Raw genomic sequence first — 17,312 nt, forward strand, 5'->3', positions numbered from 1 at the left:
GAAACACGCGGTGCGCGCGTTTCCGCGCGTCGATCGCGTTTATGCGTGGGGTAAGCGCGCCGCCGGCCGGGGGGCTCAGGATGCCGTGCGGGCGGCGACCAGGTCGGGATGCCAGCGCTCGGCGACGTCGGGGTGGGCGCGCAGGCGTGACTTGAGGGCGTTCTCACCGTACGTGGCGTAGATCGGGTTCGTCGGGTCCTGGGAGACGCCGCGGGTCTCAGTGGCGAGCTCGCTCGGAAGGTCGATGATCGGCAGCACCGCATCCAGGGCCGGGTTGAAGAAGAACGGCACCGAGATGCGCTCGTCGGGGAATCGGGGCGAGATCACGCGGTGGTTGGTCGCGGTCAGGTAGCCCTGGGTCGCGTACTCCAGCAGCTCGCCGATGTTGACGACGAAGGCGCCGGGGACCGGGGGAGCGTCGACCCACTCGCCGTCCCGCTCGACCTGGAGCCCGCCCTTGCCGGGCTCGACCCACAGCAGCGTGAGGACGCCCGAGTCCTTGTGGGCGCCGACGCCCTGCTGGGGTGTCGGGTCGTCCTTGCCGGGGTACCGCACGATCTTGATGAGCGTCTGCGGGTCGCCGAAGTGGCGGTCGAAGTACTCCTCCTCGGCGCCGAGGGAGAGCGCCCATGCCCGGAGCAGGGTGCGTGCGATCTCGGTGAGGCGGTCGTGCCACTCCGTGACGACCTCGCGGAGCTCGGGCTGCGCCGCCGGCCAGAGGTTGGGGCCGATGAGGCGGTTGTAGGCCGGGCCGTCGGGGTCGGCGACGGCTTGCCTCTCGGGTCCGATGTCGATCTGCTCCCGCCAGTCGACCCGGCCCTGGGTGAGCTCGCCCCCGACGCGGGTGTAGCCGCGGAAGTGCGGGCTGGTGAGGTTCTCGATCGCGAGCTTGTCGGCCTCGGGCAGGGCGAAGAAGTCTTTCGCCGCGCGCAAGAGTCGGGCTTCGAGCTCAGCGCTGACACCCGTGCCCGTGAGGTAGAAGAACCCCACGTCGCGCGTTGCGGCGCGCAGGTCGTCGCGGAAGCGGGCGGCCGCTTCGGGCCCCTGGTCGAGGAGCGAGAGGTCGAGGATCGGGAGGTTCAGCTCGGACATGCACCGAGGCTAGATCGCCCTGCCGCTGCCGTGAGGATTGTTGCCCACGGTTACCACCGGTGCCCCGAGGCCTGCACGCGCGGCGTCGAGGAGCGGGGCGCGCGTTCGCGGGTCGGCAGGAATTCTCCCGATCGAGGAGGAAATCCACCGCCGTCAACCCAATGTGACGCCGGGCACGGCCCGAGGGTTGCCCGGCGGGCGGACGACGCGCCCAGGGGATGCGCGCGACGAGCGACATTGCGTAAAGTGGCAGGATAAGGTGAGGCTGTCCTTACCTCACCCCGCCATGTCGCGGTTCTCACCCGAATCTCGAAAGTCGGTCACCCGCTCGTGCTCGCCACCTTTCTCATCGGCCTCCGCGAGGGCCTGGAAGCGGCCCTTGTCGTCGGCATCCTCGTGGCATATCTCTCCCGGCTCGGCCGACGCGACGCGCTTCCGCGGTTGTGGGCCGGGGTAGGGCTCGCCGTCGCCCTCGCCCTCGCGATCGGTGCGGTCTTCACGTTCGGCGCCTACATGCTCACCTTCGAGGCGCAGGAGCTCACCGGCGGTTCCCTGTCCCTCCTCGCGGTGGGGATGGTGACCTGGATGATCTTCTGGATGCAGCGCGCCGGCCGCACGCTCAAGGCCGGACTCGAGGGGGGTGTCGACCGCGCGCTGCGCGGCAGCGTCTGGGCACTGGTGGCCGTCGGCTTCGTCTCCGTGGCGCGAGAGGGCATCGAGACGACGCTGCTGTTGTGGTCGATGGTGCAGTCGTTCGGTGATGCGCCGCTGGCCCTGGCGGGTGCCGTCCTCGGTCTGGCCGCCGCGGTCGTGCTGGGGTGGGCCATCGCGAGGGGCATGCTGCGCTTGAACCTCGGGCGATTCTTCACCTGGACGGGAGCCTTTCTCATCGTGGTGGCCGCGGGCGTGCTCGCGTACGCAATCCACGACCTCCAGGAGGCGGGTGCGCTGCCGGGGCCCTTCGGCGCCAGTGCCCCGATCGATCCCCGCACGGGCGCCGTGTTCGTCGGCGTCGCCGGCTTCCCTCTCGGCTGGGCGTTCGATGTGTCCGGGGTCATCGCCCCCGGCGGTGCCCTCGCTGCGCTGCTGCAGGCGACGGTCGGCTTCATGCCGCAGATGACATGGCTGCAGGTCCTCGCGTGGACGGTGTACGTCGCCGTCGTCGTGCCCCTGTTCGTCCGGGGTGTCCGCGCGAACCGGCGCCCCTCACCCGGAGCAGCCGGCGCCACCGCGTCCGGCCCACCGAGCGCGCCGCGCGGCGACGCCCGCCCGACACCGACTCCGGATGCCGCGACCGCGACGGCATCCGCCCCTCACCCGAACGGAGCATCATGAACCCGACTCGCCTCCTGGTGGCTACGGCCGCGGCCGGCGCGACCGTCCTCGTCCTCTCGGGCTGCGTCGCCAAGACCGACGCGGCCGCCGGCGGACCCCTCACGGTCACTTCGACGGCGGACGGCTGCGCCGTGTCCGCCGCGGCCGCGACGAGCGGAACGCTCGCCTTCGACGTGACGAACGCGGGCGACGAGGTCACCGAGTTCTATCTGCTCGCCTCGGACGGTCTGCGCATCGTCGGCGAGGTCGAGAACATCGCGCCCGGAGCCTCGCGCACCCTCACCGTGACGGCGCAGCCGGGCGACTACTTCACGCTCTGCAAGCCGGGCATGATCGGTGACGGCGTGGGTCGCGCCGCGTTCTCGGTCACGGGCGAAGCCGTCGCGATCGACGGCGAGGATGCCGCGCAGAAGCAGCAGGCGATCGACCTGTACGCCGCGTTCGTCAAGGATCAGGTCGGTCAGCTGCTGCCGGCCGTGCAGATGTTCGCCGCGGCGTACGAGTCGGGCGATGACGCGGCCGCCCGCGAGCAGTTCCCCCGCGTGCGCGCGTACTACGAGCGCATCGAGCCGATCGCGGAAGCGCTCGGCGACCTGGACCCGCGCATCGATTACCGCGAGGTGGATGCCGTGGCGGAGGGGCTCGAGTGGACCGGGTTCCACCGCATCGAGAAGGATCTCTGGGTTCCCGCGCAGGACGCCCTGAACGCCGATGGTGAGACTCCGGCGTGGAAAGACTGGGCTCCCTCCACCGCCGCGGAGCGCGCGTCGTACGGCGACGCGCTGATCTCCGACACGCAGGAGCTGTACGACTACGTCCACTCCGACGCTTTCCTGCAGACGCTGAACGATCAGGGGGTGGCCGGAATTTCCAACGGCGCCATCGCGCTGCTCGACGAGGTCGCGACCGGCAAGATCAGCGGCGAGGAGGACTGGTGGTCGGGCACCGACCTGTACGACTTCGCCGCGAACGTCGAGGGATCGAAGATGGCGTTCTCGCTCGTGCGCGACTTCACCGCGTCCAAGGGTGACGAGGGAGCGTCACTGGTGTCGCGCATCGACGCCGGGTACGCGGATCTCGAGGCGGCGCTCGCCGCGCACGGCTCCGCCGACGCCGGCTTCGTGCCGTACGCCCAGCTGACCGACGCCGACAAGCGTCAGCTGACCGACCTCCTCAACGCCCTCGCCGAGCCGCTCTCGCAGCTCACCGTGACCGTTTTGGAGTGACGTGGGCGAGGATCAGCAGATTCCGGATGCCGCGGGCTTGTCTCGCCGCGGACTGATGGGCCTCGCCGTCGGGGCCGGTGCCGCGGGCCTCGCGATCGGCGGCGGCGCGGGGATCGCCGGCGGTGTCGCCCTGGGGCGCGCGCGGGAACGGCGGACCGCGGATGCCGTGGCGTCGGGGGATGGCATCCATCAGCCGGGCATCACGACGCCGGTGCAGGATCACCTTCACTTCGCCGCCTTCGACATGATGGCCCGCACGACGCGGGACGATGTCGCGTCGCTGCTGCAGGACTGGACGTACGCGGCGAACCGGATGATGCAGGGACTCGAGGTGAGCGCCACCGGCGCGGTCGGCGGATCGCCCGAGGCCCCGCCCGACGACACCGGCGAAGCCCTGGGGCTACCGGCCAGCAACCTCACGATCACGTTCGGGTTCGGGCCGTCGCTGTTCGACGAGCGCTTCGGTCTTGCCGCTCAGCGCCCGGCGGGTCTCGAGCGGCTGCCCGCATTCCTCGGCGACGACCTGGATCCGGAACGTTCGGACGGCGACCTGTGCATTCAGGCGTGCGCCGACGACCCGCAGGTCGCCGTGCACGCCATCCGCAACCTGAGCCGCATCGCGTTCGGGCGCGCCCGTATCCGCTGGTCTCAGCTCGGCTTCGGCCGGACGTCCAAGACGACCAGTGACCAGGCCACTCCCCGCAATCTCTTCGGGTTCAAGGACGGCACGGCCAACATCCTCGCGGACGACGCGGCCGCGCTGGACGAGAACGTGTGGGTCTCCGCCTCCGAGGGTCCGGCGTGGCTCGCGGGAGGGTCGTATCTCGTGGCTCGACGCATCGCGATGCTCATCGAGACGTGGGATCGCGTACGCCTGTCGGAACAGGACCGAATCGTCGGGCGCGACAAGGCGCGCGGCGCGCCGCTGTCGGGTGGGGACGAGTTCACCGCGCCGGATTTTGCCGCGACCGACGGGTCGGGAACACCCCGCATCGACGCGCGCAGTCACGTTCGGCTCGCCCACCCCGACCAGAATGGCGGCATCCGGATCCTCCGTCGCGGCTACAACTTCGTCGACGGCAACACCGATCTCGGACGGTTGAACGCCGGGCTGTTCTTCCTGTCGTTCCAGCGCAGTCCCGACCGGTACATCACGGTGCAGCGCGCCCTCGCGACCGACGCGATGGCCGAGTACATCCGGCACGTCGGTTCCGGGCTGTGGGCCGTGCCCCCGGCTCCCGCGGCGGGGCAATCGATCGGCGCGGGACTGCTCGGCGCGTGAGCCGGCGCGCTCGCCGGGGCCGGGCGACAAGCGCGTCGTGCGCCGAGGCGCGCGGGCAGTGCGCGTGTCTCGGCGCGCCGTACCTCTAGCGCGACGGGCGAGCGGATGCCGCGGCGCCGCGGCCCGCGCCGAGGGCGGGGTCGCGGAGCAGCCATGGCATCCGGGGCTCGACGAAGGGGCGGGTGAGGCGTCGCACCGGCCGGCTGGCTAGGGTCGCGGCGATCGCGACGCTCGCGACGGCGACGAGGGGGATCCACAGCCACACCGGTTCCAGCCCGCGCAGCACTCCGGACTGCCGGAACGGGTAGAGCACGAACGTGTGCAGCAGATACACGTACATCGTGTACTTCCCAAGGTCCGACCATGGCGTCTTCCGGCGGGGGACCAGCACCAGGAAGGCGCTCATCAGCACGAGCGCCGACACGATGATCGCCAGCCGCACGCCGCCCGCCCACCAGTGGGGTGCGTCGAGGTCCGCGTACGCGTCGACGAAGAAGAACCATGTGCCCAGTCGCACGTCGCTCCAGACGTCCACCAAGGCGAAGGCGACGGCGCCCGCCGCGACGAGCACGGCGACGGCGAGGGTGCGCAGCCACGCCGGTCGCCGCTCGAGCAGTCCGAGCCGGGCGACGACGTCCCGGTCGCGCAGCCACCAGCCCATCGTGAAGAACGGCAGCAATCCGAGGAAGCGCGAGATCGAGAACGTCGAGTCGATGCTCGGGAGATACCCCGCGACGATCGAGATCCCGAGGGACCACCAGATCGGTCCCCGCAGCAGCGCGAGGAAGGGTAGGACGAGGCGGAACAACGCCAGCGCGAGCAGGAACCAGAGCGTCCACGCCGGCTGCGCGGGGTCGAGGTTGGTGCGGCCGGTCACGAGGAACTGTGTGAGGGTCCAGATCGCTTCGAAGATCACGTACGGCGCGATCAGGTCGGTGATGACCCGGGCCATGCGCGCGCGGGTGGGCTCGGCGGAGGACGAGAAGTACCCCGACACGAGGGCGAACAGCGGCATGTGGAACGCGTAGACGAGCAGGTACAGCGCCTCGGCGGCATCCGAGTCGTAGGTCAGCCGTTGGAGGGCATGGCCGAACACGACGAGCACGATGGCGGCGAAGCGGGCGTTGTCCCAGAAGGGCACGCGCTGCTTCGTCGGTGCGGGGGTCGGGGCGGCCGGGGTGGTCATCGGGCGCAACGATAATTTGCCACAGGGGCGGGGGCTACGGGGGGGAAGAATCGGATGCCGATGGGGTAGGGAATAGATCGCGCGGCCGAACGTTCTCCTAGGTATATTCAGGTGCATAGAAACAGGAGGGGCATCGTGAACGAGACGAACAACTGGCCCGGGATGCAGTTCGGTGTCATGACGGTGAGCGACATCACCCAGGACCCGACCACCGGCAAGACCCCGAGCGAAGCCCAGCGCATTAAGGACACGCTCACGATCGCGAAGCACACCGAAGAGGTGGGTCTCGACGTCTTCGCTCTCGGCGAGCACCACAACCCGCCGTTCTGGTCGTCGTCGCCCACCACCACACTCGCGTACATCGCCGCCCAGACCGAGCGGCTTATCCTCACGACGTCCACGACCCTCATCACCACGAACGACCCGGTCAAGATCGCCGAAGACTTCGCGATGCTGCAGCACGTGTCGGGCGGACGCGCCGACCTCATGCTCGGCCGCGGCAACACCGGTCCCGTCTACCCGTGGTTCGGCAAGGACATCCGCCAGGGGCTGCCGCTGACCATCGAGAACTACGACCTTCTGCACAAGCTGTGGCGCGAGGACGTCGTCGACTGGGAGGGGAAGTTCCGCACGCCCCTCCAGGGCTTCACCTCGACTCCGCGGCCGCTGGACGGTGTTCCGCCGTTCGTGTGGCACGGTTCCATCCGCACCCCCGAGATCGCCGAGCAGGCGGCGTACTACGGCAACGGCTTCTTCGCCAACAACATCTTCTGGCCCAAGGAGCACTACCAGCGCCTCATCACGCTGTACCGCGAGCGCTTCGCCCACTACGGCCACGGCACGCCCCAGCAGGCGATCGTCGGGCTCGGCGGCCAGGTGTTCATGCGGGCCAACTCGCAGGACGCGGTGCGCGAGTTCCGTCCCTACTTCGACAACGCTCCGGTCTACGGCCACGGCCCGAGCCTCGAGGACTTCAGTGAGATGACCCCGCTGACCGTCGGCTCGCCGCAGCAGATCATCGACCGGTACGCCGCCATGCGCGAGACGTTCGGCGACTACCAGCGTCAGCTGTTCCTCATCGACCACGCGGGACTCCCGACCAAGACGGTGCTCGAGCAGCTCGACATCCTCGGTGGCGAAGTCGTGCCGGTGCTCCGCAAGGAGCTGCAGAAGAACCGTCCGGCCGAGGTGCCCGACGCCCCGACGCACGCGAACCTCGTCGAGAAGATCTACGCCGGCGCCGCTCCGCGCCAGGCCGTGCCCGGCGCGAACCGCGGCGACAACATGGTTGCGGGAAGCCCCTACCAGGACGCCCCGGCGAAGGCCGGCAGCGCCTTCGGCGCGGCCGCGACGCGCGTGGGGGCCTGACATGGCCGCCCGCCGTATCGCGGTCGTGACCGCGGGACTGTCCACCCCCTCCTCGACGCGGATGCTCGGTGACCGGTTGGCGCACGCCGCGCTGGCGGAGCTGCGCGAACGCGGGATCGAGGCCACCAGCGACGTCTTCGAGCTGCGCGACTACGCCCACGAACTGACCGACAACCTGTTGACGGGGTTCGCGCCGCCCGCTCTCGAGCAGATGATCAACACCGTGGTCTCGTCCGACGGTGTCATCGCGGTGACGCCGATCTTCTCGACCAGCTACTCGGGACTGTTCAAGTCGTTCATCGACGTGCTCGACCCGCAGGCCCTCAGCGGTACCCCGGTGCTCATCGGGGCGAACGCGGGGACTGCGCGCCACTCGCTCGCGATCGACTACGCCATCCGGCCGTTGTTCACCTACCTGCACGCCAATCCCGTGCCGACCGGGGTGTTCGCGGCATCCAGCGACTGGGGAGCCAACGCCGACGAGGTCGCCCCGCTCGGTGCGCGTGTCGACCGCGCCGCGCGGGAGTTCGCCGATGCGATCGCCGCGCGAGAACCGGTGCAGGATGCCGACCCGTACGACCCGTCGTCCTACCTCGGCGCCGGGAAGTCGTTCGGCCACCTGCTCGGCGGCCTGTCGGGCGAGTGATCCGCACAAAGCCCCGCCCTCCTCAGGAGGGCGGGGCTTCGTGCCGCCCGGGCCGCCGGCTCTAGGGTGAGGGCATGGATGCCGCGCAGTGGGACGAGCGATACCGCGCCTCCGCGGGCGGGGTGTGGGCGAGCCAGCCGCCCGCCGTGGTCCGCGACATCGCGCGGGCGCTTCGTCCGGGCACGGCGGTGGACGTCGCCACGGGCGACGGGCGCACGGCCCGCTGGCTGGCGGAGCGCGGTTGGGCCGTCACCGGCGTCGACTTCTCGGCGGAGGCGCTGGCCATCGCCGCGGCTCGAAGCGGCGGTGACGCCGTGTCGTGGGTGCGCGCCGACGTGCACGACTGGAAGCCGGCGGCATCCGCCGATCTCGTCGTCGCGTGCTACCTCCACCTTCCGGACAACGCGTCGGCCATCGCCCGTATCTCCGAGTGGGTCGCGGTAGGCGGGACGCTCGTCGTGGTCGGTCACGACGTCGACAACATCGCCGCCGGCGGGCACGGACCGTCCGATCCCGCGATCCTCTTCACGCCGGAGCTCCTCCGCGGGGCACTCGACGAGCGTTTCCGCGTCGAGCGGTGCGAGCGCGTCACTCGCGGCACGGCGGACGCCGAGCTGCGCGAGGGGCACGCCCACCCGGCCGTCGATACGGTGCTGCACGCCGTGCGCGTGCACTGAGCGGACCGGGCGTCGAAACGCCGCCGCGGTGGTCAGAGCACGATGTCGGACGGCGCCCCCACCTCGCGGGCGCCGGTCGCTCGTGCGCCGGCGCGAGCGAGCACGTCGGCGCCGGCGAGGTCTCCCATGTCGATGCGCGCCTCAGCCGCGATCTCTCGAATCGGCACCTGGAACGTGCGGAAGGCGCCGAGCGGGGCCACCGTCAGCCCCTCCCGGGTGTCGACGAGGGCGGTCTGATCGAGCACGAACCCCGCGGCGGCGAGGCCCTCGGGCGAACGCCAGGCCGCGACCTTCCAGAACCGCAAAGGCACTCGGATTCCGCGGTAGGGCGGATCGGCGTCGTCGAGCACGGGCGCCGTGAACACCGCGAGGCGCTGGTCGGTGCTGTCGGCGTAGGCGAGCACGTGGTCCTCGAGCCCGAGCCAGAGCTCTTTCGACTGGTTGAAGCCCGCCGCCTGCGGAGCGGCGTTGGTGTAGAAGAACGTGGCGGCCGTGGCATCCCGAGCCTCCGACACCGTGCCCCATCCGGGATCACGTCGGCGCACCAGGTGGCCCCGGTCGAGGTCGTTGCGGCTGTAGACGTCGGGGCCGGCCTGGGACTCGGGTGCCCGCGGATCGAGCCGCCACTCGCCCGACCGCGGCACGTCGCGCAGGGTCGCCCCGTCGATGACGACCGCCGTGAGAGCGGCGAAGCGCCGCACCGGATCGAGCAGGACCGAGAAGCGCGGGTAATCGAGCCGGATCGTTTCGACCTCGGGTGAGGGCAGGCGCAGGGGGATGCCGAGGAAATCGGGGTCGTAGCCGTCGCTCATGGTCCCATCGTGCCCGCGCCCTCCGACATCGCGACAGACTGGACCGATGGAACGGCTGGTGAAGACACGGCACGACGCGCCCGAGGACTTCTTCGCGGCGGAGGCGGCCGGGCTGCGCTGGCTCGCCGACGCGGGCGGCGCCCGCGTGGTCCAGGTGCTCGAGGCCGGTCCGACGCGCATCGCGCTCGAGCGGATCGAAGCCGTACGTCCGACCGCGGCGGCGGCAGAGGAGTTCGGCGCTGCGCTCGCCGCCACCCACGACGCGGGTGCTGCGGCGTTCGGTGCGCCGCCACCCGGTTGGGCGGGGGACATCTTCATCGGGCGCCGCGCGCAGCCGGCGCGACCCGAGCCGACGTGGGGGCGCTTCTACGCCGCACAGCGCGTGGAGCCCTTCCTCGACCCCGCCGTCGCCGCGGGCAACCTCTCGGACGCCGGGGCGCGGACGGTCCGGCGGGCCTGCGCGCTCATCGCGGCCGGCGCCTTCGATGACGACGACGCACCCGCCCGCCTGCATGGCGACCTGTGGGCGGGGAACGTGCTGTGGTCGGACCGGGGCGTCGTGCTCATCGACCCGGCGGCGCACGGTGGCCACCGCGAAACCGACCTCGCGATGCTCGCGCTGTTCGGCTGCCCGTTCCTCGACCGGATCCTCGCGGCCTATGACCGTCGGCATCCCCTCCGCGCGGGGTGGCAGCAGAGGGTGCCCGTCCACCAGTTGCATCCGCTCGCCGTCCATGCGGCGGGGCACGGGCCGGCGTACGGCGATGAGCTCGAGGATGCCGCCGAACGCACGCTCGCGCTCGGCTGAAGCCCGCCGGGAGCCATCCGCGCTCGCGACATCGACATCGGCGCCCCGGAGGGCCGGTCCCGACGACTACGCCGACCCCTCCCGCGCGGCACGCCGTCGAGCGCGCCGCGCGAGCAGGACGTCGATGCCGACCCCGATCCCGACCGCAACGACGACCGACACGACGACCGCCACCACCGGCCCGCCCGGTACGAGAGCGGCGACGACCGCGCCGATGACCGCCTGATACGTCGCCCACGCCAGGGCCGCGACCGCGGCGATGCCCAGGAAGCGTGGCGGGTGCACGCGGGCGGCGCCGGCGGCGAGGTTCACCGCGAGCCGCGCGAACGGCACGAAGCGCGCGGTGAACAGCACCACCGCGGCGTTGCGTTCCAGCCGTGCACGCGCCCATTCCAGTGCCGCACGGACCCGTGGTCCGCGCATCCATGCCCAGCGTTGCGTTCCCACCGCCCGCCCGACGAGGTAGCAGCACAGGTCGCCGCCGAACGCCGCTGCCCCCGCGACCGCGATGACCGCCGCCAGCGGAGGGGCGCCGTGGGCCACGGCGAGGGCGCCGAAGGCGGTGACGGCCGCCTCTCCCGGAACGACCACGAGGAACGCATCCGCCAGCACCAGGACGGCCATCGCGGGCAGCGCCCACGGGCTCGCCGCGATCGCCTCGAGCCCTGCGTCGATCCCGTCCACCCCGTCACTCTCGGTCGTCGATCGAGACGCGGCGCCCACGCGGTGGTGACGCGACGCGGAGCATCCGGTGAACATCGCGAACGTCGGGCCGTGATCGACACCACGACGTGTCGCGGGGTCCCACCCTGGAGGCGTGAGAGTCGCGCTGCTGGCCGAGTCCTTCCTCCCGCACATGAACGGGGTCACCGGTTCCGTTCTCCATGTCCTGCGCCATCTGGCGGAGGCGGGCCACGAGACGCTCGTGATCGCCCCCAAATCCGGCGACGTCACCGCCGACCTGCACGGCGCCCGCACCGAACTGCTCCGGTCGGTGCCGCTGCCGTCCTACCCCGAGGTCCGCGTGGTGTTCGCGCGCGCGGCACGCCTGGGTGCCCTGCTGCGCGAGTTCCGCCCCGACGTCGTGCACCTGGCATCCCCGTTCGTCCTCGGCTGGCAGGGCCTCGCCGCCGCCGATGCGCTGAAGATCCCCTCCGTCGCGGTCTACCAGACCGATGTCATCGCGTACGCCCAGAAGTACGGACTCCCGCAGGCGACCGCTCTCGTTGCGGGGCACGTCACGCGGCTGCACCGCCGCGCGACGCTCACGCTCGCGCCGTCGTCGGCGTCGATGCGGCAGCTCGAAGGGCTGGGCGTGGACCGCGTGCGCCGGTGGGGCAGGGGAGTGGATGCCATCCGCTTCGCCCCCGAGCACCGCGACGAGGCCTGGCGCGCCGCCGTCGCCCCGTCCGGGGAACGCATCGTGGGATACGTGGGGCGACTCGCCCCCGAGAAGCAGGTCGACGATCTGCGCGCGCTCGCCGACCTCCCGGGCACGCGTCTGGTGATCGTGGGCGACGGACCCTCCCGCCCCGCGCTGGAGCGGGCGATCCCGGATGCCGTCTTCACCGGACACCTCTCAGGGGAGGCGCTGGCGTCGACGATGGCCGGGTTCGACGTGTTCGTCCATCCGGGGGAGAGCGAGACGTTCGGACAGACGATCCAGGAAGCCCTCGCCAGCGGCGTGCCCGTCGTGGCGACGGGCGTCGGCGGGCCGCTGGACCTCGTGCGCTCGAGCGTCGACGGCTGGCTCTACCGTCCGGGTGACCTCGAGGATCTGCGGGCCCGGGTCGCCGACCTCGTCGGCGACGAGTCCAAGCGCCGAGCGTTCGCGCGCGCGGCGCGGGACGCCGTTGCCGGACGCACGTGGGAGGCGCTGACGGGCGACCTGGTGGGGCACTACCGCGAGGCGGCGGCGCTGCGGTCCATGGACGACGGGATGCTGGTGCGTTCGGGAGCGCGCCCCGAAGTGCCCGCCCCCCGGTCGCGCGGTCGTTGGACGCGCTTCGTCGCGCTCGGGGACTCCCTCACCGAGGGGCTGTGCGACGCCTCGCGCATGCCCACCGGGCAATTCCGCGGCTGGGCGGACCGTCTCGCCGAGCTCTTGGCGCACACGAGCGACGAGGGCCCCTTCCGGTACGCGAACTTCGCGGTGCGCAGCCGCCGCGTGCGGCACCTCATCGACGAGCAGATCCCCGCGGCCCTCGCGCTCGAGCCGGATCTCGTGTCGATCCTCATCGGGGCGAATGACCTCGTCGGGCCCGCGCCGGTGATCCCCGCCCTCGTGGCCGAGGTCGAGTCGGCCGTCCGGGCCGTTCGCCGCACCGGTGCCGACGTGCTCCTGGCCACCACGTTCCTGCCCCGACGCGCGGCGGCGCGCATCTTCGCCCGTCGCTTCGCGGCGTACAACGTCGAGCTGCGGCGCATCGCCCGCGCGCACGGCGCGATCCTGCTCGACCTCGAGGCGGTCGCCGAGATCGGCGACCTTCCGCTGTGGGCCGACGACCTCGTCCACCTGCGCTCGCGCGGGCATCGTCTGGTGGCCTACCGCGCCGCGGAGGCCCTCGGGGTGCCGGACGCGGGGGAGCTGTCCGGCCTCGACGAGGCGCTCCACGCCGACGACGACGTGCCGCAGCCCGGCTGGCTCACGCGTGACGCCCTGCCGTGGGTGTGGCGGCGCGTCCGTGGACGGACCGCGGGTGATGGCATCCTTCCCAAGCACACCGGCTACGTCGAGTTGCCCACGCGCGGCGACCGACAGCGGCAGCGCGCCTCGTCGTGATCGCCGGGCGCGTCAGTACCAGCCGGTGGACTCGGAGTGGGCCCACGCGGCGCAGGGGGAGCCGTAACGAGACGTGATGTACGACAGGCCCCACGCGATCTGGGTCGCGGCGTTCGTGCGCCAATCCGGACCGGCCGCGGCCATCTTGTCTCCCGGGAGTGCCTGCGGGATGCCATAGGCGCCGCTCCACGGGTTGTAGGCGTCGGCGCGCCACCCCGACTCCCGGTTCCACAGTGAGACGAGGCAGGAGAACTGATCGTCTCCCCAGCCGTAGCCGCCGAGGGCGCCACGGGCGTGGTCGCGGGCCTGCGCGGGAGTCATGGTGGATCCCGCCGGTGCGGTGGTTCCCCCCGACCCGGAGCCGGATCCACCGGAAGTCGACCCGCCGGAGCCCGATCCTCCCGTCGAGCCGGACCCGCCGGCACCCGTTCCGCCGGACGAGCCGGACGAGCCGGGCGAACCCGACCCGCCGGACGGGCCTGAACCCGAACCGCCGCCGTTTCCGACGGCGGACCCGCCGCCCGCCGGCGCACCGCTCTGACCCCCGGTCGCCCCACCCAGTGCGGCCGCTTGCGCCGCGGTCTGCTGGGCCAGACGCGCGGCGCGTTCCTGCGCGACCGAAGTCGCGCGCAGCGCGGCCAACCGGCCGAAAAGGTCGTCGAGCTCGGTCCGGGTCTGCGCGACCGTGGTCGCCTCGGCATCCGCCCGTGCCCGCGCTTCGGCGGCGGTCGTCTCCGCTGCGCTCGCCAGGCGGGCGGCCTCGACCCGTGCGGCGTCCGCCTGTGCGCGCAGCGACGCGGCGACGTCGGCGGCGCTGCGGGCCTCGCCCGCCGTGCGAGCCGTCACCGTCGTCACCCGATCCAGGATGCCGAGGCGCGGCAGCAGCGACTCCGGGTCGGCCGTGGTCAGCAATTGCGCGACGAGCGGTCCGCCGGCCGTCGTGCGGTAGAGGCGGGACGCGCTCGCGCCCGCGCGCGCGCTCGCCGCCGCCCCGGCCGCGTCGGCGGCGATGCTCTGGGCGGTCAGCGCCTCCGCTCGCTCCGCAGTGCTCTCGGCTAGAAGCCGCGTGCGTTCGGCGGTCGCCGAGGCGTCGAGCGCGTCGCGCGACGCGGCCGACGCCGCTGCCTCCGCGGCATCGAGCTGGCTCTGGATCTCCCGCACGGCGGCATCCCCGTCCTCCGCCGCGACGAGGCGAGAAGGCGTCGCGGTGGCGACGGTCGCGGGTGCGGCGATGGCAGCGCCGCACGCCAGGGCACACGCCAGAACCATGTGACGCGTGTGACGTCTGAGGCCCATGAGGCGAGGGTACGGCACGCCTCGCCGCAGAACCACCGGCGGATGCCCCGCCCTGATAGGCTCTCGGAGGGTGCCGCCATGGCATCCGCTCAACTCAAGATGAGCTCACGGAGCAGGCCGGCAGACGCTGGTCCCCTGTGGTGGACTCCCCGTCATGACGCCGGGTGGTCGTCTACTGGTGGCCAGTCGCCGGGATTTCCGGGTCGACGTGTCGGCGCGCCCTTTCTGCCTGTTCCTGCTCCTTCGCATGTCTGCTCGTCGCCCACACGGGGCGGCGAGCCTAAACAAAGAAGGAGGGACCTCTTGGAAGGTCCGGAAATCACCGCCGCAGAGGCCGTTCTCGACAACGGCCGTTTCGGTACCCGCACGGTTCGCTTCGAAACCGGTCGTCTCGCGCAGCAGGCGCAGGGCTCGGTCGCCGCGTACCTCGACGAAGAGACCATGCTTCTCTCGGCCACCAGCGCCGGCAAGCACCCGCGTGAAGGCTTCGACTTCTTCCCGCTCACCGTCGACGTCGAGGAGCGCTCGTACGCCGCCGGCAAGATCCCCGGCTCGTTCTTCCGCCGCGAGGGTCGCCCGTCCACCGAGGCCATCCTCGTGTGCCGTCTCATCGACCGTCCGCTGCGCCCGTCGTTCGTCGACGGCCTCCGCAACGAGGTGCAGATCGTCGTGACCGTGCTCTCGATCGCGCCGGGCGAGTTCTACGACGCCCTCGCGATCAACGCCGCGTCGCTGTCGACCCAGATCTCGGGTCTGCCGTTCTCGGGCCCCATCGCGGGTGTGCGCCTCGCGCTCATCCCCGGTCACGGCGAGCATGCCGACCAGTGGGTCGCGTTCCCCACCGCCGCGCAGCTCGAGGACGCCGTCTTCGACCTGATCGTCGCCGGTCGCGTCCTGGAGGACGGCGACGTCGCGATCATGATGGTCGAGGCCGAGGCCACCGAGGGCAGCTGGAACCTCATCAAGGGCGGCGCCACCAAGCCGAACGAGCAGGTCGTGGCCGAGGGCCTCGAGGCCTCGAAGCCCTTCATCCGCGAGCTCGTCGCCGCGCAGAACGTCGTGGCGAACACTGCCGCCAAGGAGATCCAGCCCTACCCGGTCTTCCCCGCGTACAGCTCCGAGGTCTACGACTTCGTCGCCGGCCGCGCGTACGACGACCTCGTCGGCGTCTACCAGATCGCCGACAAGCAGGAGCGGCAGAACGCCGACGACGCCGTCAAGGACCGCGTCAAGGCCGATCTTATCTCCGCGGTCGAGGCGGGCGAGCTTCCCGCGGGCGCGCCGCTGGAGTTCTCCGCGGCGTACAAGTCGGTCACCAAGAAGATCGTGCGCGGTCGCATCCTCACCGAGGGTGTGCGCATCGACGGTCGTGGCCTCGCCGACATCCGCCCGCTCGACGCCGAGGTGCAGGTCATCCCGCGCGTCCACGGCTCGGCGATCTTCCAGCGCGGAGAGACCCAGATCCTGGGCGTCACCACGCTGAACATGCTCAAGATGGAGCAGCAGATCGACTCGCTCTCGCCCACGACGAGCAAGCGCTACATGCACCACTACAACTTCCCGCCCTACTCGACCGGTGAGACCGGGCGCGTGGGCTCGCCGAAGCGTCGCGAGATCGGGCACGGCTTCCTCGCCGAGCGCGCTCTCGTCCCGGTGCTCCCCGGCCGCGAGGAGTTCCCGTACGCCATCCGTCAGGTCTCCGAGGCGCTGGGGTCCAACGGCTCCACCTCGATGGGTTCGGTCTGCGCCTCGACCCTCTCGCTGCTGAACGCGGGTGTGCCGCTGCGCGCCCCCGTCGCCGGCATCGCGATGGGTCTGGTCTCCGACGAGGTCGACGGTCAGACGCGCTACGCCGCGCTGACCGACATCCTCGGCGCCGAAGACGCCCTCGGCGACATGGACTTCAAGGTCGCGGGTACGAGCGAGTTCGTCACGGCGATCCAGCTCGACACCAAGCTCGACGGCATCCCGTCGTCGGTGCTCACCGCGGCGCTGCAGCAGGCCCGCGAGGCGCGCCTCACGATCCTCGGTGTGCTCAACGCGGCGATCGACGCGCCCGACGAGATGGCGCCCACCGCGCCCCGCGTCATCAGCGTGCAGATCCCGGTCGACAAGATCGGTGAGCTGATCGGCCCCAAGGGCAAGACGATCAACGCGATCCAGGACGAGACCGGCGCCGACATCTCCATCGAGGAGGACGGCACCGTCTACATCGGCGCGACCGACGGCCCCTCGGCCGAGGCTGCCCGTGCGCAGGTCAACGCGATCGCGAACCCGACCAACCCCGAGGTCGGCGAGCAGTTCCTGGGTACGGTCGTGAAGATCGCGACGTTCGGCGCGTTCATCTCGCTCCTGCCCGGCAAGGACGGCCTGCTGCACGTCAGCGAGGTCCGCAAGCTCGCCGGCGGCAAGCGCGTCGAGAACGTCGAAGACGTCCTGTCGGTCGGCCGCAAGATCCTGGTGCGCATCACCAAGATCGACGACCGCGGCAAGCTGTCGCTCGAGCCCGTGCTCGACGAGGCAGCCACCACCCCGGAGCCTGCCGACACGCAGAGCTCCGCGGCCGCCAGCGAAGGCCCCGAGGCTCCCGCCGAGGGCTGATCCCGCGTCACCGGATGCCCGTCCCGCTTCGTGCGGGGCGGGCATCCGTGCATTCTGCCGCTCCGCGTGCGTGCGATGCGCGTGACACCAAGCGTTATGCAATGTTTACCGCCGAGCCGGGAGAATCGGCAGCCACCGGCCGGCCAGGCCCTACCCTCGAAATACGCGTCGGGGGGCGAAGCGGGCGCCGCCGGCGTCCGG

At 71.6% G+C, this 17,312-nt stretch carries 14 protein-coding genes; 9 read left to right on the top strand and 5 right to left on the bottom strand.

The annotated features are described in order from the left end of the window. Positions 1 to 75: 75 nt before the first annotated feature. Positions 76 to 1,092, bottom strand: coding sequence for an isopenicillin N synthase family dioxygenase (locus P5G46_RS13485; RefSeq protein WP_408905895.1), 1,017 nt, complete (start codon positions 1,090 to 1,092; stop codon positions 76 to 78). A gap of 330 nt (positions 1,093 to 1,422) precedes the next feature. Here P5G46_RS13485 and efeU point away from each other — a divergent pair, with 330 nt between their 5' ends. The 3 genes from efeU to efeB are packed head-to-tail and all read left to right on the top strand — an operon-like array spanning position 1,423 to position 4,935. After that, positions 1,423 to 2,427 (top strand): iron uptake transporter permease EfeU, encoded by a 1,005-nt coding sequence (efeU, locus tag P5G46_RS13490; protein ID WP_408905896.1) that lies wholly within the window; start codon positions 1,423 to 1,425, stop codon positions 2,425 to 2,427. Next, the gene (gene efeO / locus P5G46_RS13495) at positions 2,424 to 3,653 is read left to right on the top strand and encodes an iron uptake system protein EfeO (RefSeq protein ID WP_408905897.1); all 1,230 of its coding nucleotides are present in this window, start codon (positions 2,424 to 2,426) and stop codon (positions 3,651 to 3,653) included. Before efeU ends, efeO begins: the two co-directional genes overlap by 4 nt. 1 nt (position 3,654) lies before the next feature. Continuing rightward, on the top strand, positions 3,655 to 4,935 hold the full coding sequence (gene efeB / locus P5G46_RS13500) for an iron uptake transporter deferrochelatase/peroxidase subunit (protein ID WP_408905898.1): 1,281 nt from the start codon (positions 3,655 to 3,657) through the stop codon (positions 4,933 to 4,935). An 85-nt stretch (positions 4,936 to 5,020) separates the two neighbouring features. On the opposite strand, the gene P5G46_RS13505 is transcribed toward efeB, so the two are convergent. Beyond that, positions 5,021 to 6,121 carry an acyltransferase family protein gene (locus tag P5G46_RS13505; protein ID WP_375094476.1) on the bottom strand — a complete coding sequence of 367 codons (1,101 nt, stop codon included), beginning with the start codon at positions 6,119 to 6,121 and terminating at the stop codon, positions 5,021 to 5,023. A 162-nt stretch (positions 6,122 to 6,283) separates the two neighbouring features. Here P5G46_RS13505 and P5G46_RS13510 point away from each other — a divergent pair, with 162 nt between their 5' ends. The 3 genes from P5G46_RS13510 to P5G46_RS13520 all read left to right on the top strand — a co-directional run bounded on the left by P5G46_RS13510 (position 6,284) and on the right by P5G46_RS13520 (position 8,812). After that, positions 6,284 to 7,489: an LLM class flavin-dependent oxidoreductase gene (locus tag P5G46_RS13510; protein WP_239276666.1), complete on the top strand. Its 1,206-nt coding sequence runs from the start codon at positions 6,284 to 6,286 to the stop codon at positions 7,487 to 7,489. Position 7,490: 1 nt separating this feature from the next. Beyond that, entirely contained in the window at positions 7,491 to 8,135 is a 645-nt protein-coding gene (locus P5G46_RS13515) for a CE1759 family FMN reductase (protein ID WP_239276662.1), read from the top strand. Between the two features lie 74 nt (positions 8,136 to 8,209). Beyond that, complete coding sequence (locus P5G46_RS13520; RefSeq protein ID WP_239276661.1) at positions 8,210 to 8,812, top strand: class I SAM-dependent methyltransferase; 603 nt, start codon at positions 8,210 to 8,212, stop codon at positions 8,810 to 8,812. A gap of 32 nt (positions 8,813 to 8,844) precedes the next feature. On the opposite strand, the gene P5G46_RS13525 is transcribed toward P5G46_RS13520, so the two are convergent. Next, a complete protein-coding gene (locus P5G46_RS13525) occupies positions 8,845 to 9,624 on the bottom strand; it encodes a DNA/RNA non-specific endonuclease (RefSeq protein ID WP_239276659.1) in 780 nt (259 codons plus the stop codon). A gap of 46 nt (positions 9,625 to 9,670) precedes the next feature. Here P5G46_RS13525 and P5G46_RS13530 point away from each other — a divergent pair, with 46 nt between their 5' ends. Then, positions 9,671 to 10,432 carry a fructosamine kinase family protein gene (locus P5G46_RS13530; protein WP_239276658.1) on the top strand — a complete coding sequence of 254 codons (762 nt, stop codon included), beginning with the start codon at positions 9,671 to 9,673 and terminating at the stop codon, positions 10,430 to 10,432. Between the two features lie 66 nt (positions 10,433 to 10,498). Here the strand turns inward: P5G46_RS13530 and P5G46_RS13535 are convergent, their stop codons facing one another. After that, complete coding sequence (locus tag P5G46_RS13535; RefSeq protein ID WP_239276656.1) at positions 10,499 to 11,116, bottom strand: DedA family protein; 618 nt, start codon at positions 11,114 to 11,116, stop codon at positions 10,499 to 10,501. A 133-nt stretch (positions 11,117 to 11,249) separates the two neighbouring features. Between P5G46_RS13535 and P5G46_RS13540 the strand changes: the two genes are divergently transcribed. Continuing rightward, on the top strand, positions 11,250 to 13,214 hold the full coding sequence (locus P5G46_RS13540) for a glycosyltransferase (protein WP_239276655.1): 1,965 nt from the start codon (positions 11,250 to 11,252) through the stop codon (positions 13,212 to 13,214). A gap of 12 nt (positions 13,215 to 13,226) precedes the next feature. On the opposite strand, the gene P5G46_RS13545 is transcribed toward P5G46_RS13540, so the two are convergent. Next, a complete protein-coding gene (locus tag P5G46_RS13545; RefSeq protein WP_408905899.1) occupies positions 13,227 to 14,510 on the bottom strand; it encodes an aggregation-promoting factor C-terminal-like domain-containing protein in 1,284 nt (427 codons plus the stop codon). 303 nt (positions 14,511 to 14,813) lie between these two features. Between P5G46_RS13545 and P5G46_RS13550 the strand changes: the two genes are divergently transcribed. Further along, the gene (locus P5G46_RS13550) at positions 14,814 to 17,111 is read left to right on the top strand and encodes a polyribonucleotide nucleotidyltransferase (RefSeq protein ID WP_375094472.1); all 2,298 of its coding nucleotides are present in this window, start codon (positions 14,814 to 14,816) and stop codon (positions 17,109 to 17,111) included. Positions 17,112 to 17,312: the final 201 nt, after the last annotated feature.

This window comes from Microbacterium mcarthurae (assembly GCF_046064585.1).
GTDB classification, from domain to species: Bacteria; Actinomycetota; Actinomycetes; order Actinomycetales; family Microbacteriaceae; genus Microbacterium; species Microbacterium mcarthurae.